General features: G+C 46.0%; 17 protein-coding genes. 6 read left to right on the top strand and 11 right to left on the bottom strand.

The window, feature by feature from the left end; all coding sequences use genetic code 11:
- Nucleotides 1-57 precede the first annotated feature (57 nt).
- The 7 genes from LOZ91_RS05220 to ubiG all read right to left on the bottom strand — a co-directional run bounded on the left by LOZ91_RS05220 (nucleotide 58) and on the right by ubiG (nucleotide 4507).
- Nucleotides 58-444, bottom strand: coding sequence for an RcnB family protein (locus LOZ91_RS05220; protein WP_005173379.1), 387 nt, complete (start codon nucleotides 442-444; stop codon nucleotides 58-60).
- Nucleotides 445-690: 246 nt separating this feature from the next.
- Nucleotides 691-1080, bottom strand: coding sequence for an RcnB family protein (locus LOZ91_RS05225; RefSeq protein WP_005173376.1), 390 nt, complete (start codon nucleotides 1078-1080; stop codon nucleotides 691-693).
- A 313-nt stretch (nucleotides 1081-1393) separates the two neighbouring features.
- A complete protein-coding gene (locus LOZ91_RS05230) occupies nucleotides 1394-1549 on the bottom strand; it encodes a hypothetical protein (protein ID WP_005173373.1) in 156 nt (51 codons plus the stop codon).
- A gap of 181 nt (nucleotides 1550-1730) precedes the next feature.
- Nucleotides 1731-2150 carry a hypothetical protein gene (locus LOZ91_RS05235; RefSeq protein ID WP_074383818.1) on the bottom strand — a complete coding sequence of 140 codons (420 nt, stop codon included), beginning with the start codon at nucleotides 2148-2150 and terminating at the stop codon, nucleotides 1731-1733.
- Nucleotides 2151-2306: 156 nt separating this feature from the next.
- Complete coding sequence (locus LOZ91_RS05240) at nucleotides 2307-3053, bottom strand: YciK family oxidoreductase (protein ID WP_005173370.1); 747 nt, start codon at nucleotides 3051-3053, stop codon at nucleotides 2307-2309.
- A gap of 39 nt (nucleotides 3054-3092) precedes the next feature.
- A complete protein-coding gene (locus LOZ91_RS05245; protein WP_244782761.1) occupies nucleotides 3093-3782 on the bottom strand; it encodes an HAD-IA family hydrolase in 690 nt (229 codons plus the stop codon).
- Nucleotides 3779-4507 (bottom strand): bifunctional 2-polyprenyl-6-hydroxyphenol methylase/3-demethylubiquinol 3-O-methyltransferase UbiG, encoded by a 729-nt coding sequence (ubiG, locus tag LOZ91_RS05250; protein WP_100357013.1) that lies wholly within the window; start codon nucleotides 4505-4507, stop codon nucleotides 3779-3781. The genes LOZ91_RS05245 and ubiG overlap by 4 nt, the downstream gene beginning before the upstream one ends.
- Before the next feature lie 227 nt (nucleotides 4508-4734).
- Between ubiG and LOZ91_RS05255 the strand changes: the two genes are divergently transcribed.
- On the top strand, nucleotides 4735-5349 hold the full coding sequence (locus tag LOZ91_RS05255) for a thiol:disulfide interchange protein DsbA/DsbL (RefSeq protein ID WP_005173368.1): 615 nt from the start codon (nucleotides 4735-4737) through the stop codon (nucleotides 5347-5349).
- Nucleotides 5350-5402: 53 nt separating this feature from the next.
- On the opposite strand, the gene LOZ91_RS05260 is transcribed toward LOZ91_RS05255, so the two are convergent.
- Entirely contained in the window at nucleotides 5403-6098 is a 696-nt protein-coding gene (locus LOZ91_RS05260; protein ID WP_100357012.1) for a TetR family transcriptional regulator, read from the bottom strand.
- A 196-nt stretch (nucleotides 6099-6294) separates the two neighbouring features.
- Here LOZ91_RS05260 and rph point away from each other — a divergent pair, with 196 nt between their 5' ends.
- Both rph and LOZ91_RS05270 read left to right on the top strand, forming a co-directional pair.
- Nucleotides 6295-7011 (top strand): ribonuclease PH, encoded by a 717-nt coding sequence (gene rph / locus LOZ91_RS05265; RefSeq protein WP_005173362.1) that lies wholly within the window; start codon nucleotides 6295-6297, stop codon nucleotides 7009-7011.
- A gap of 215 nt (nucleotides 7012-7226) precedes the next feature.
- A complete protein-coding gene (locus LOZ91_RS05270) occupies nucleotides 7227-7388 on the top strand; it encodes a hypothetical protein (protein WP_155756436.1) in 162 nt (53 codons plus the stop codon).
- Between the two features lie 94 nt (nucleotides 7389-7482).
- On the opposite strand, the gene nadC is transcribed toward LOZ91_RS05270, so the two are convergent.
- The gene (gene nadC, locus LOZ91_RS05275) at nucleotides 7483-8334 is read right to left on the bottom strand and encodes a carboxylating nicotinate-nucleotide diphosphorylase (protein ID WP_100534555.1); all 852 of its coding nucleotides are present in this window, start codon (nucleotides 8332-8334) and stop codon (nucleotides 7483-7485) included.
- A 180-nt stretch (nucleotides 8335-8514) separates the two neighbouring features.
- Here nadC and ampD point away from each other — a divergent pair, with 180 nt between their 5' ends.
- Together ampD and murJ are read left to right on the top strand one after the other, a co-directional pair.
- On the top strand, nucleotides 8515-9111 hold the full coding sequence (gene ampD / locus LOZ91_RS05280) for a 1,6-anhydro-N-acetylmuramyl-L-alanine amidase AmpD (protein WP_005173355.1): 597 nt from the start codon (nucleotides 8515-8517) through the stop codon (nucleotides 9109-9111).
- Nucleotides 9112-9165: 54 nt separating this feature from the next.
- Nucleotides 9166-10716, top strand: coding sequence for a murein biosynthesis integral membrane protein MurJ (gene murJ, locus LOZ91_RS05285; RefSeq protein ID WP_244782762.1), 1551 nt, complete (start codon nucleotides 9166-9168; stop codon nucleotides 10714-10716).
- Nucleotides 10717-10826: 110 nt separating this feature from the next.
- On the opposite strand, the gene LOZ91_RS05290 is transcribed toward murJ, so the two are convergent.
- Nucleotides 10827-10985 carry a DUF1328 domain-containing protein gene (locus tag LOZ91_RS05290; protein WP_004647174.1) on the bottom strand — a complete coding sequence of 53 codons (159 nt, stop codon included), beginning with the start codon at nucleotides 10983-10985 and terminating at the stop codon, nucleotides 10827-10829.
- Between the two features lie 188 nt (nucleotides 10986-11173).
- Between LOZ91_RS05290 and LOZ91_RS05295 the strand changes: the two genes are divergently transcribed.
- The gene (locus LOZ91_RS05295; RefSeq protein ID WP_171063370.1) at nucleotides 11174-11629 is read left to right on the top strand and encodes a YcgN family cysteine cluster protein; all 456 of its coding nucleotides are present in this window, start codon (nucleotides 11174-11176) and stop codon (nucleotides 11627-11629) included.
- Between the two features lie 11 nt (nucleotides 11630-11640).
- On the opposite strand, the gene LOZ91_RS05300 is transcribed toward LOZ91_RS05295, so the two are convergent.
- Nucleotides 11641-13785: an EAL domain-containing protein gene (locus LOZ91_RS05300; protein ID WP_244782763.1), complete on the bottom strand. Its 2145-nt coding sequence runs from the start codon at nucleotides 13783-13785 to the stop codon at nucleotides 11641-11643.
- Between the last annotated feature and the right edge of the window lie 150 nt (nucleotides 13786-13935).

The following is a 13935-nucleotide window of genomic DNA, read 5'->3' on the forward strand; positions in this document are numbered from 1 at the left end:
AAAAAACACCTGAAGGGGACTTCAGGTGTCTGCAAGACGAGCAGTAATGGAGAAAAATTAATTGATGATTCGTACAATTCTATTGCTACGTTCATTGACCAGAACGTAGTCATTGTTGACTTTGTACCATTGCTGGAAACGGCCGGTATTCGGTAAACGGCGAGCTTCGCGATCACTGACTTCAAAACGCTTGTTATCGTATTGACGCGGTAAGCTTTGTCCTACACGCCAGTCACGGCTTGGATTAACCATACGGTTATTATGGCGGCGGTCATCATTCCAGCGACGGTCGTCATTCCATTTTTTACTGTCTTTAGCATTCCAGTGCGGTGCCGGTTTATGCGGATTATGGTTATAACGCGGATCATGCTGTGGTGCTGCCATTGCAGAAGTAGCCAACAAAGCACTTAGGGATAACGCAATTGTAGTTAGGACTTTTTTCATGGCTCTCACCTAAAATGTAGATCTGATTTCGATGAGATTAAATTAGCGAATAAGTACATAGAAAGCGTGAGGGCTATTTAGTTAAATTGTTAAATTCATGAAGAAATTTAGAAGATAAATCACTTGAACCAAAAGTGTGAAAATCAGCAGGAGTTTTAGTTCAAAAATTTTCAATTGCTGAAAATAAAAAAAGACCCAAACATGGTTGAGTCGATACGAGGATCGGAGCTTGAACAGGATGGTGAATTAATCCCCCACAATCCGGATAATGCTGTTATTTTCAGAATTGACCAGAATGTAGTCATTGTTAATTTTATACCACTGCTGTTTGCGATCTGGTCGAGGCAGGTTATGCTCTTTATATTCGACTTTATAGCCATTGCCACGATAATGCTGCGGCATGACATAGCCAGGCTGCCATCTGAGCTGTTGCAGGCGTTTGACCCCGCGTTCTTCACGCATACGGCGTTTATCATGTTGCCCTTGATCATTTTCACGGAATTCACGGCCTTTCTTGCCATGCCCATGACGGCTATCCATTTGTGATTCAGCATTGAAATGAGGGGAGGCTATTGCAACATGACTCAGCATGAATGTACTGCAGGAGATCGCTAATGCCACCAAAACCTTTTTCATGTTGAACCCTCATTAAATTGTTCATGTTCTACTGTGTCTAATATACGGAAAGATTACAGAGAAACTGTGAAGAACAGGCACCAGTTTTATAACAAATGCAGAGATATTATGATTATGTCATGATTTTACATGAGCTTAGGCTGCGCATTTGTCCGATGACCCGACAGGCTGAGCCTGGTTCTTATCTCATCAAAGTGAGGGCAAACATGCAAGCTAAAATCGATGATTTAGCTCAAAAAAACAGCATTGAAGTCACACCGAAACGATATATGATCGGCTTAAAACACAGAAAATTCTAAAAACTTTCTGGATATTAATTCCATTGCTCGGTCAAACCTTGCAAGGACTGAATCGCTGCAGCCACCGATTCAGCTTGAACTGCATCATCGAGTGCCACAATGAGAGCCTCGGATAACTGCAAATGTTCGATGCGGCGAATGGTGTCAATTTTACGTTTTTGGTCAGCCATGCTGTGTTCCTGATTTAAGCTATACGGGATCAGAAAAGCATAGCTCAGAACAATCTATTTGAAAAACCGAATAATTTTATAAATTTGATATAAAAAATCGATTGATTGTCAGGCTGATAAAACACAGGCTAAAAAAGGCACTTTTTAGGAAGTGCCCTCGTAGATATAAATTGCGTGGCTTTTAATACGCGTAATTCAGATCGGTATAATCGTTAAGTGATTTTTGTACATGTGCCTGAATAAAGCTACGGACATCTTCGGCAGTCATGGCTTTCCCCTGATTGCTGATCACATGCTCAATTTCGGGTTGACCTTCAATTTTAATGCGATAAACAAAATGCTTGGCCAGACGATAGCGATCGTCTAATTTTTCAATTCCGGTCACATAATAATACGCATGTTCAAAATTCAGATCACTATGTGAAAAAACAAACTGATCGAATAATTTCAGTTTCTGACCATTTTCGAGTGCCTTGATGTCATCCACAATACTGGCTTCAAACTTGGTGTCATATTTTTCTGAAATCGGCTGTTGATCGATCAACAGTGAAACCATGCCATCTTCCAGGTTGCTTACGGTCATGTTGTTTAATTCAGTCATGGTGCACTCGAGTGAAATTTGTTGGAGCTTAGTATGCTGTAATTTGGGTGAAATTCAATGTGATCTGGCCAGCATTACTCCAGATTGAGGCGCTGTTTAAGACGTACATGCATAGAAAAAGGGAGCTATCGCTCCCTTAGTTCAACCTGAATAAGCTTAATCCTGGGCATCGATACTCTGACCATTCATATGCAGGCTGTCATCGCCCATCAGATACAGATAGGCCGGCATAATCGAATCTGGTGTTGGCAGGGTCTTGGGATCTTCATTGGGATAGGCCCTGGCACGCATGGCAGTCCGTGTTGCCCCGGGATTGATGCAGTTATAGCGGATATTCGGATGTACCTGTTCCTTGGCAAATAACTGGTTTACGGCTTCAATCGCGATTTTAGATACCGAATATGCACCCCAGCGTTCCCGGGCTTCGCGGCCTACACCCGAGCTGGCAAATACCACCGAAGCATGTTCAGATTTGGATAAGAGCGGTAATAGCGCCTGGGTCATGACAAAAGGCGCCCGCAGATTGACTGCCATGACATCATCCCAGACCTCAGGCGAATAATGCGCCAGTTCTGTACGCTCACCAAGGATGCCGGCATTGTGCAAGATCCCATCCAGACGGCCAAACTGACGGTCCAGGGTGTCGAGCAGAAGCTCATAATCCTGTTCCGAAGCACTGGAGAGCTGTAGCGGCAAGATGGCAGGTTGCGGTGCACCTAAACTTTCAATTTCATCATAAATGACTTCGAGTTTGTTTAAGGTACGCCCATGCAGCACCACAGTTGCGCCATGCAAGGCATAACTGATTGCTGCTGCACGTCCAATGCCATCGCCCGCACCTGTGATCAGGATGATACGATCCTTGAGCAGATCGGGGCGAGGTTGATATGCTGAATATTTCATTATCTACCTCCTCATTTTTTATTGTTCAGTTTTAAGCTTTTAAGATACCGCAGTCGGCTGTTTGAGTAGCAAGGTCTGAATCAGCTGATGTAATTCTGCAACAGTATCCACTATATAGTCGGCTTGCCAGGCGTTTAAATCGTCTTTGTATTGCAACGGCAAATAACCGTAAGCAGCCAGAATGGTCGGCATCTTGGCATGACGCCCCGCATCAATATCGCGCGGATGATCGCCGATATAAATACAGTCTTCAGCCGCAAGATTCAGTTGCTTGGCAGCCAGATACATCGGTTCAGGATCAGGCTTGGTTCGGGTGACATCTTCCGGACAGACCAGCACGGCACAGCGTTCACTTAAATTCAGTGCTTTCAGTAAAGCCTCACTGAGCCAGCGTGGTTTATTGGTGACGATACCCCAGGGAATATCCTGTGCTTCCAGTTGTTCCAGTAAAGGATACATGCCGTCAAACAGATCGGTATCGACTGCAATATCTGCGCCGTACCTGTCCAGAAAGCGCTGACGATGTTGCAGAAATACCGGATCTTCCAGCTGCATTTCCGGATAGACCAGTTTCACCATGGCGCGTGCGCCTTCGGAGACCTGAGTCCGGATCAGTTCGGGTTCGACCAGCGCGCGGCCTTCTTCACGGCACATCTGCTGGATAATCCGGATAAAATCGGCCGCGGTATCAATCAGGGTGCCATCGAGGTCAAATAAAACGGCTTTCATGCGCTGGTCTCGTTCTGGCTTTCTTTGACTGTATAGACCATATAGTTGACATCGACATTTGGTGCCAGCCAGTAGCGTTTGGTGAGCGGATTGTAGTGCAGACCGGTCATGTCTTTGAGTTTTAAGCCGGCATTGCGAATATCGTGCGCCAGCTCGGACGGCTTGATAAATTTGCTGTAATCATGGGTGCCTTTGGCCAGCATCCGCAGCACATATTCTGCACCAATAATGGCAAATAAATACGATTTCGGATTACGGTTAATGGTCGAGAAGAACACATGGCCACCTGGCTTGACCAGCTTGTGACAGGCCTGAATAATCGAGGCCGGATCTGGCACATGTTCCAGCATTTCCATGCAGGTCACAATGTCGTATTGGCCAGCCTGTTCCTCTGCCAGTTGCTCGACTGGCACCTGACGGTATTCGATATTGCTGACACCTTCCTGTTCGGCATGAATCCGCGCCACATTCAGCGGGGCAGCACCCATATCAATGCCAAGTACATCGGCACCACGGCGCGCCATACTTTCGGCCAGAATGCCGCCACCACAGCCGACATCCAGGATTTTCTTGCCGCTCAGGCCACCGGCATGTTCATCAATCCAGTTTAAACGTAGTGGATTAATCATGTGCAAGGGGCGGAACTCGGAATGCTGATCCCACCATATAGCTGCAAATGCTTCAAACTTGGCAATTTCTTGTGGATCAACATTCAATTGCGACATCGGTGTCACCTCAATCAGTCGTGATTATCTAAAAATACATAGGGGCCGAATGGCCAGAGTGACTGACTTAAAACCTTGAAAATCAGTCCTCTGCTTTAGTGTAGCGTTTCTGGCAGAAAAAGCGATAAAAGCAGCAAAAAAGTTCACAGAATGAAAACGAAATCGGCATAATTGATTTATAGTGAACCCATACACTAAGCATAATGATTTAGAGGACGATAATCCCAATGAAAAAATTCCTTTTAGGCGCTGTTGCCGCATCTGTTTTGGCCTTTTCCGGCAGTGCTATGGCCAATTTTGTGGCAGGTCAGGACTATCAGGTGGTCGCACAACCAGTCAAAGTCGAAAAACCGGGCAAAATTGAAGTACGTGAATTCTTCTGGTATGGCTGTGGTCACTGTTTCATGCTGGAACCACATATGCAGGGCTGGTTGAAAAAATTACCTAAAGATGTTCGTTTTGTACGTACACCTGCTGCGATGAATCCACTCTGGGAACAAGCGGCACGTGCTTATTATGTGTCTGAAGCTTTGGGTGTGCGCCAAAAAGCCCATTTGCAGTTATTCCATGATATTCATGACAAGCAGCGTCCAATTTTAGAACAGGCACAACTGGCCAAGTTCTATACCCGTTATGGTATTTCTGAAGCAAAATTTAACACGACTTATAAATCATTCCCGATTTCGTCAAAAATTGCGCAGGCCAAAAATCTGGCTGCTCAATATCAGTTAAGCGGCGTACCGGCGGTGACTGTCAATGGTAAATATATTGTGCAGGGCAATGATGCCAAAGTAATTCAGGTGGTGAATTACCTGATTGAAAAAGAGCGTAAAGCCAAATAAGAAATAACCGAGTATCCGTAAAAAACCTGCATCAATAATGCAGGTTTTTTTATTCAGATGGGGGGAGTACTTGTTTCTGTATTGATTGACGGATCTGCTGTTTTTGTCGGAATTCGATGCCAGTGCAAAATCCCTCGCAATAAAAGCTGCATCTGTAGCACGCTTTGGGTTTTAAAGACATTGGATTGGGTGCGGCGTAGCTCTGGATCAGCCTGATGTTGCAGATGAATCCAGCCCATGGCCCAGTTCAGCGACAGATCAATCAGCATCTGTGCCAGTGCCTGCAAATCTTGTGAGGACTGGATATGCTGGGCGGCTTGCATTTTTTCCAGTTCATGCATGACATCTTCAGTCAAAAAACGAATTTCCCGTTCTATTCCGGCACGTAACACTGCCGAGCCCCCCCAGCGTTCTGCAACAAAAAAAATCCAGGGTTCAGGGTGATATTCGACTGCCTGAAAAAATAGCTCAATTCCGGTTTTAGTCCGGGTATTGGGCTGATACAGATAGGCCTGTCCCAGTTGATTCAGCACTCCCTTGAGATGAATCGCGACCTGATCCAGCAGCTCCAGTCCCAACTGCTCCATATCCTGAAAATGCCGATAAAATGCCGTGGGCACCAATCCAACGGCATGCGCGACTTCACGCAGACTGATGGTGCTAAAAGCGCGACCCTGACTGCTCAAGGCCAGTGTGGCATCCAGTAGCGCCTGATGGCTTTGCTGCTTGCGATCTTCACGTAAGGACATAAATAGAGTTTCCTCAAGGGGAGATTTAGTCTAGCAAAAATTAAGGCAAATCGTAGCGCCACAGGTCGGCAGAATTTCGACATTTAACCGCACTCTGATGCATCGATTTTGTAAATCAATCATCCGGCTGACCAATCTTGGCAAAGGCTTCTGTTATACTGAGCCGCAATTATTTTTAGCCTATACAGGACTTATCATGCGTATCGACCAACGAGCATTAGATCAATTACGTGAAGTGAAAATTACCCGTAACTATACACGTTATGCGGAAGGCTCGGTATTGGTTGAGTTTGGTCATACCAAAGTACTGTGCACTGCCAGTGTAGAGAGTTCTGTTCCACGTTTCCTGAAAGGTCAGGGCCAGGGCTGGGTGACGGCTGAATATGGCATGTTGCCACGTTCAACCCATACCCGTAGTGACCGTGAAGCGGCACGTGGCAAACAGAGTGGCCGTACCCAGGAAATCCAGCGTCTGATCGGTCGTAGCTTGCGCTCAATGGTTGACCTGAAAAAGCTGGGTGAAAATACCATTACCATTGACTGTGATGTGATTCAGGCTGATGGCGGTACCCGTACTGCAGCGATTACCGGTGCTGCGGTGGCGCTGGTCGATGCCATGAATGTTTTGCTGGAAAGAAAGAAAATCAAACATGATCCATTAAAAGGTCTGGTGGCTGCGGTTTCTGTTGGTATTTTCAAAGATGAAGTATTACTGGATCTTTGCTATGAAGAAGATTCGAACTGTCAAACCGATTTGAACGTGGTGATGACACAGGCCGGTGAATTTATTGAAATTCAGGGCACTGCGGAAGACAAACCATTTACCCGTGCCCAATCGGATGCCATGCTGGAAATGGCCGAGAAAGGCATTCAGGAGCTGGTAAAAAAACAGCAACAAGCTTTGGGCTGGTAATTCATTCCTGCCAAATATAAAACGCATCTCAGGATGCGTTTTTTTATGCCGGAAATTTCAGAATACAGCTCCATTGAAAATGCAGCACAAAACTTCCTGACAAAATTCCGACATGAATCGGCTAGATCCAGAGCTATTTTACCCCGATATTCAAACGATATCACCATGAGGAATGCGAGATGAAACAGTGGATTTGTGCAATGTCTTTGCTGGGCATGTTTGGACTAAGCGCCTGTGACTGGGGCAATCAGCGGGAGGATGACGAGCGTTCAGTGTTAAATCAGGATCGTGAGGAGGATAACGGAAGATATAACGACCGTGATGGTGACGATGATGACCGCGATCGTCGAGGTAATCGGGACGACGATGATGATTAAGACTTAAAATAGAGAATTGAACAAAATATATGCAAAAAAAAATTCCAAAAATAAAAAAAGGGTGCTTCGCACCCTCAATGGTCATTTATCGAATTTAGGCTTCAGCATTAAATCGCATCGATAAATCCACAGCTTTGACATCTTTGGTCAAGACACCCATCGAAATATAATCAACACCGCTACTGGCAACTTCACGTAAATTATCAATGGTGATATTGCCAGATGCTTCCAGTTTGCAACGTCCGGCCACATGCTGTACTGCCTCAATCATTTGCTGCTGGCTGAAATTATCCAGCATCACGATATCCGCATTGGCCTCTAAGGCCTGATTGAGTTCATCCCAGGTTTCCACTTCCACTTCGACCGGTTTGCCCGGCGCAATCTGGTGTGCCTTGGCAATCGCCTGAACAATTCCGCCAGCGGCCATAATATGATTTTCTTTAATCAAAAAGGCATCGAATAAACCCAGACGATGATTCTGCCCACCACCAATGGCAACGGCATATTTTTGTGCAATACGCAGGCCAGGAAGGGTTTTACGGGTATCCAGCAGCTTGGTATTTAAGCCATCCAATTGTTTGACATAATGCGCTGTTTTGGTCGCAACCGCAGACAGTGTCTGGACAAAATTCAGCGCAGGACGTTCCACAGTCAATAAACTGCGTGCAGAACCGGCCAGTTTCAGGAAAGTTTCATTGGCTTGAACCTGATCACCCTCATTTTTTAGCCAGATCACTTCAACACTTGGATCATAGGCCTGAATCAAGGCATTCACCCAAGGTTGCCCGGCCAGTACCATATCTTCACGGCTGATGATCGTGGCAGTGGCCTGTTCATCTTCAGGGGTCAGCAGGGCAGTAATATCACCGTCACCAATATCTTCTGAAAGTGCCTGTTGGATATTGATCTGAATCGACTGGTCTAGCAACGCTTGAGATATGCGCATGAGTATTTCCGTATCTTTTAAGCCGTGAAAATTGCGCATTATCTTAGCACTGTTACATAAAAAATGAGCGATTTTTCCTACAGTCTGCCGGGATGAATTGAGATTTGTGCCTGAAAGTTTTAGCATGAAGCCGGCTGCAACCCTGATCGTGCAGATTTTATTTTTGGAGAGAATGGTTTTATGCAACAGGCAGCCGAGTTTCAGGTTAAGAATGGACAACTGATGGGCGCACGTCACATTCCCTCTCCCAATTTTAACCAGCGTCCGGACAATACCGAGATTCAGCTCATTGTGGTGCATAACATCAGTCTGCCACCCTCACAGTTTGGCGGCGGTTATATTGAACAGTTTTTTCAGAATCAACTTGATTGGTCAGTCCATCCCTATTTTCAAAGCATTGAAGGGATGCAGGTTTCGACCCATCTGCTGATTTTACGTTCTGGTGAGGTACTGCAATTCGTCAATTTTAATGACCGTGCCTGGCATGCTGGACGTTCGACCTATTTGGGTAAAAAAGAATGTAATGATTATTCGATTGGCATCGAGCTGGAAGGCAGTGACGACTTGCCTTTTGAACCGGTACAGTATGCAGCCTTGATCAAAGTCACTGCCTGTTTGCAAGATTATTATCCTAAAATTCAGCAGCATATTGCCGGACATTCGGATATTGCCCCGGGCCGTAAGACCGATCCGGGACCGTATTTTAACTGGGCTGATTTTCGTTGCCAGTTACAGCATTATAAAAATACCTCAACCTCGCTTGAGGGATGCAATTAAGCAATGAACTTCTGACAGAGGTTTCATTACAATAGCCACAAATTTATACATTAGGTGAATAGGATGGCGCTTTGGCGTTCGACCGTCATTGTCAGTGCGATGACCATGTTGTCACGTGTACTGGGATTGGTTCGAGATATTGTTTTACTGAATGTCTTTGGTGCGGGTAAGGACTTCGATACCTTCGTGGTTGCATTTCGTATTCCAAACTTTTTCAGGCGATTATTTGCCGAAGGGGCATTCTCACAGGCCTTTATTCCGGTTTTGACCGAATACAAAACCAGTCGTACCCATGCCGAAGTGCAGATTCTGATTAGCCGGGTCTTTGGCTGTCTGGCAACGGTAATGAGTCTGCTGACCATGTTCGCAGTGATTGCTGCGCCGTTGATCATGTATATCTATGCGCCCGGTTTCCATAGCGATCCTGAAAAATTCGCCTTGGCGACTGACATGTTCCGCCTGACCATTCCTTATTTACTGTTCATGTCACTGACGGCTTTTGCCAGCAGTATTCTGAACAGTTATGGTTCTTTTAGTACACCGGCCTTTGCACCGGTCTTGCTCAATGTCGCCATGATTGCTGGCGCGCTCTGGCTGACTCCGCATATGGCAGAGCCGATTATGGCACTGGGCTGGGCAGTGATCATTGCCGGTATTTTACAGCTGGCGATTCAGATTCCTGAACTGTGGCGTAAAAACCTGCTGATTCCACCTAAAATTGACTTCAAGCATGAAGGCGTGGATCGCATCATGAAGTTGATGCTGCCGGCTTTATTTGGTGTATCCGTCACGCAGATTAACCTGCTGCTGAATACCATCTGGGCTTCATTTATGCAGGATGGTTCGGTGTCCTGGCTGTATAGTGCCGAGCGCATGACCGAGTTGCCGCTTGGCCTGATTGGTGTAGCGATTGGTACTGTCATTTTGCCATCTTTATCGGCACGACATACCGAGCAGAATCCGGAAAAATTCCGCGGCATGATGGACTGGGCTGCTAAAGTGATTGTAATGGCAGGTTTACCGGCCAGTATTGCCTTGTTTATGCTGTCGACCCCGATCATTCAGGCCCTGTTTGAACGTGGTCAGTTCAGCTTTGACGATACCCAAATGACGGCTCTGGCGCTGCAATGTATGAGCGGTGGTGTGATTGCCTTTATGTTGATTAAAGTCTTTGCCCCGGGTTTCTATGCACAGCAGGATACCAAAACACCGGTGCGTGTCGGTCTGATGGCTGTGGCTGCCAATGCAATCCTGAACGTGATTTTTATCGGTATCTTCAAGCTGATTGACTGGGAAGCAGAACATATGGCACTGGCGCTGGCATCGACCGGTTCAGCCATGGTGAATGCCGGCCTGCTTTATTATTATCTGCATAAGCGTCATATTTTCCGCTTCGGCCCGCACTGGAAAAAAATCTTCCTGCAATTCATGTTTGCCAATGTGGTGATGATCGCAGCTTTGGCTTATGCCTTAAGTTGGTACAATGCCGATGTGTCGCAATGGATGCGTGTCGCAGAAGTACTCATCTTGTGTGTCATTGGTGTGGTGGCCTATCTGGCGGCCTTGCTGGCGGCAGGTTTTAGACCGCGTCATTTAAAACCTTAAGTGAATATTGAACTTGATATTCACTTAATAAAGCCATAAAAAAACAAGAGCCAGAAGGCTCTTGTTTTTTTCGAAGGATCATACTTGCTTCGACTCAATCTAAACTGAATCTAGACCTTACCGCGGGAAAGAAATCCAACGATCGCAAGAATCACCGCAATTACTAACAAGATAATTGCAAAATCCTTAGATAAGCCTGCTACTCCACCGAAACCAAGTAGACTCGCAATTAATGCAATAACAGCAAAAATAATAGCCCAGCGAAACATATATATTCTCCATGTGTTTTTATTTTCAAATTTAGTATAGAAATAAACGATTCCAGCGACTGTTAGTGTTTTGTTGACGAACTGTCTATGATTTAACAATAGTTTACGTGATGGTAATAAGAATTTGAGCGGTAGGTCTGCGCGGTTTGGGCTGCTATAATCAGCTGATTTTTGAGTGCGCCGACCTGATCATGACCGATACTTTACGTCCCGAATTTTGGAAAAACTATGGCCTTGCCGAACTCACGCAAGCCGAGTGGGAAGCCTTGTGTGATGGTTGCGGACTCTGTTGTCTGATTAAACTGGAAGATGAAGATACCCAGGAAGTCGCTTATACCAAAGTGGCCTGCAAACTGCTGGATTGTACGACTGCGCGTTGCTCCAATTATCCAGAGCGTTTGCACTATGTGCCAGACTGTATTCAGCTCACGCCAGAAAAATTGGAAACGATTCACTGGTTGCCTTCAAGCTGTGCTTATCGCCGGGTCGAGCAGGGCAAAAGCCTGCCATCCTGGCATTATCTGATCAGCGGTTCACGGGAAAGTGTGATTCAGGCACGCAAGTCGGCAGCAGGGCGCTGCCTGAGTGAAGCCGACATTCCTGAAGACGACATCGAAGACTATATCGTGCGTTGGGTGCGTTAAACCTGTCTGCCTTAGCGTTTCTGAGCTACCGGATGCAGTAGGGCCTGAGCCGAAGCACCGGCCATCGGACGATAGAAATAAAAGCCTTGTCCAATCTGACAGTCACAATGGATCAGGGTATCGAGTTGTTCGGTATTTTCGATGCCTTCGACCAGAACATCCAAAGCAATACTGGAACCAATCTGGGTAATGGCTTTGACAATCGCCAAGGCGGACGGGTCACTGTTCATACGCTCGACGAAGTTGCGGTCAATTTTGATGCAATCCACCGGATAGTCTTGTAAACGGGTTAGTGAAGAATGTCCGGTGCCGAAATCATCCAGTGAGATCTGGATTCCGGCCTGTTTCAGTAGGTTCAGGGCCCGGATCACATAATTGGCACCATGCTCGGACAGACTCTGTTCGGTAATTTCCAGTTCCACCTTATGCGCAGGAATATCAAAATTGGACAGGCGGGCCAACATTTTTTCAGCATAGTCATCGCGCAAAAATTCAACCGGTGCGGCATTGATTGAAATCGGCAACAGATCCAGTCCTTGGGCCTGCCAGCGACTCATATCGGCAAAGACTTTCAGTTGCATGGTTTCACTGATACGTGAGGCCAGCTCATAGTCCTGAAAGGCACCAAAAATCTCGGAAGGCAGTTGCACCTGCTGATCCTGATCTTGCCAGCGTAACAGTGCTTCAAAACCAATCACCACACCATCAGACAGACGGACTTTGGGTTGATAGTAGGGAATGATCTGATCGGCCAGAATAATCTTGCGGGCCAAAGTCAGCTGCTTGGTCATATTTTCCAGCGAACCACACATGTCCTGATTAAACATGCGGATGCCGCCACGACCACTATTTTTCAGATCATTTAAGGCAATGTCGGCACACTTCAACAGATTCGAGGTGTTCAGGGCATCACGTGGATAGATGGCACAGCCAATACTCATAGCACTGCTGATACTGTCGCCAATATAATTGATCGGTTGATCCAGCTGGCTATAGGCCAGTTGTGCCGTGGCCAGCAGCTGTTCTTCACTTTCCAGATTTTTCACCAGAACTGCAAATTCATCTCCACCCAAACGGGCCACAATGGTATTCGGGCCGAAACAGGCCTGGAAACGCTGACCCAGAACATGGAGTAGATGATCGCCAGCAATATGACCTAGGGTGTCATTGATGTGCCGGAAATAATCCAGATCAATCAGCAGTAGACCCGCCTTGGTCTGCTGTTGTTGCGCTTTCAATAGCACCTGTTTAAAGGTTTTATAGAAGGTACTGCGATTATACAGACCAGTCAGTTCATCTCGTTTAATGGCTTCTTTTAAGCGGGTTTCTGCAATTTTTTGCTGACTGATATTGCGTGAGACACAGAGGATGCTTTGGGTAATATTGTGCTGATCCAGAATTGGGGTCAGCAGATGATCCCAATATTGGATCGGCTGGTCTTTGCTCTGAGTTTTACTAGAAAAACGGCTATTTAAGCCTAGGGCTGCCTGTTTCAGTGCGCGTTGTCCGGATTTTCGGGCTTCAGGTGCTAAACAGTTCAACCAGGACAATGAACTGTCCTGAGCCTGTGTTACGGTTTCGGTTTCCGCAATCAGGCCACAGCACTGGTTACTATGCCGAATTTGACCTTCAGGACTGATAATATGGATGCAGTCTGCGCTGGCATCCAGCATATTTTCCTGGGTTGAAACGATTTGAGACAGTTGTTGCTGGATTTCAAAATAATCATGTACATCGGTCAGTGAAACCGCCCACTGCAACAGATGTTCAGGTGCATGATGGAATTTTACCGCCAGCGTACACATGCGATAATGAGTATCGCTGCGTTTAATCCGGCACTGGGTTTCAAAATTCTGATGCTGATCCAGTGCCGCATGCCACAGCTTCGAAAACAGCTGTAAGTCCTCGGTATGAATGAAACTCTGCCATGGCATATTGTCCGGTTCATTCAGGTTCACACCAAGATAATCAGTCATGGCGGCGTTAAAATAGTGCAGATGTGTTTTGCTACTGACCCAGAGAGGTTGGGGTAAGGCATCAATCAGTTTTTGAAGCTGAATTAATTCAGACAGATGAACAGGGGTTGAACTCAGTGATGTTGCCAGCAGAGGTTCCGACTGGCTCACAGCTCCCTGTTCAAATTTATCATGCTTCATGCATTCACCAATACAACCCAAAAAATACCCAAAGGGCGACATAAGTTTCTTTTAATTAGAATAAACAATATGAAAATTACACTGTAATTAATTCACAATTAATCATGTTCAAATTACTTGCTTTTATGAAGATTAATTCATTCAGAATTA

The sequence above is a fragment of the Acinetobacter sp. F-1 genome, from assembly GCF_022869025.1.
Classification (GTDB): Bacteria; Pseudomonadota; Gammaproteobacteria; order Pseudomonadales; family Moraxellaceae; genus Acinetobacter; species Acinetobacter pseudolwoffii.

What these genes read in the sequence shown, in the direction of transcription:
- LOZ91_RS05220 (WP_005173379.1), bottom strand. Translation starts at nt 444, where the DNA reads ATGAAAAAAGTCCTAACTACAATTGCGTTATCCCTAAGTGCTTTGTTG.
- LOZ91_RS05225 (WP_005173376.1), bottom strand. Translation starts at nt 1,080, where the DNA reads ATGAAAAAGGTTTTGGTGGCATTAGCGATCTCCTGCAGTACATTCATG.
- LOZ91_RS05230 (WP_005173373.1), bottom strand. Translation starts at nt 1,549, where the DNA reads ATGGCTGACCAAAAACGTAAAATTGACACCATTCGCCGCATCGAACAT.
- LOZ91_RS05235 (WP_074383818.1), bottom strand. Translation starts at nt 2,150, where the DNA reads ATGACTGAATTAAACAACATGACCGTAAGCAACCTGGAAGATGGCATG.
- LOZ91_RS05240 (WP_005173370.1), bottom strand. Translation starts at nt 3,053, where the DNA reads ATGAAATATTCAGCATATCAACCTCGCCCCGATCTGCTCAAGGATCGT.
- LOZ91_RS05245 (WP_244782761.1), bottom strand. Translation starts at nt 3,782, where the DNA reads ATGAAAGCCGTTTTATTTGACCTCGATGGCACCCTGATTGATACCGCG.
- ubiG (WP_100357013.1), bottom strand. Translation starts at nt 4,507, where the DNA reads ATGTCGCAATTGAATGTTGATCCACAAGAAATTGCCAAGTTTGAAGCA.
- LOZ91_RS05255 (WP_005173368.1), top strand. Translation starts at nt 4,735, where the DNA reads ATGAAAAAATTCCTTTTAGGCGCTGTTGCCGCATCTGTTTTGGCCTTT.
- LOZ91_RS05260 (WP_100357012.1), bottom strand. Translation starts at nt 6,098, where the DNA reads ATGTCCTTACGTGAAGATCGCAAGCAGCAAAGCCATCAGGCGCTACTG.
- rph (WP_005173362.1), top strand. Translation starts at nt 6,295, where the DNA reads ATGCGTATCGACCAACGAGCATTAGATCAATTACGTGAAGTGAAAATT.
- LOZ91_RS05270 (WP_155756436.1), top strand. Translation starts at nt 7,227, where the DNA reads ATGTTTGGACTAAGCGCCTGTGACTGGGGCAATCAGCGGGAGGATGAC.
- nadC (WP_100534555.1), bottom strand. Translation starts at nt 8,334, where the DNA reads ATGCGCATATCTCAAGCGTTGCTAGACCAGTCGATTCAGATCAATATC.
- ampD (WP_005173355.1), top strand. Translation starts at nt 8,515, where the DNA reads ATGCAACAGGCAGCCGAGTTTCAGGTTAAGAATGGACAACTGATGGGC.
- LOZ91_RS05290 (WP_004647174.1), bottom strand. Translation starts at nt 10,985, where the DNA reads ATGTTTCGCTGGGCTATTATTTTTGCTGTTATTGCATTAATTGCGAGT.
- LOZ91_RS05300 (WP_244782763.1), bottom strand. Translation starts at nt 13,785, where the DNA reads ATGAAGCATGATAAATTTGAACAGGGAGCTGTGAGCCAGTCGGAACCT.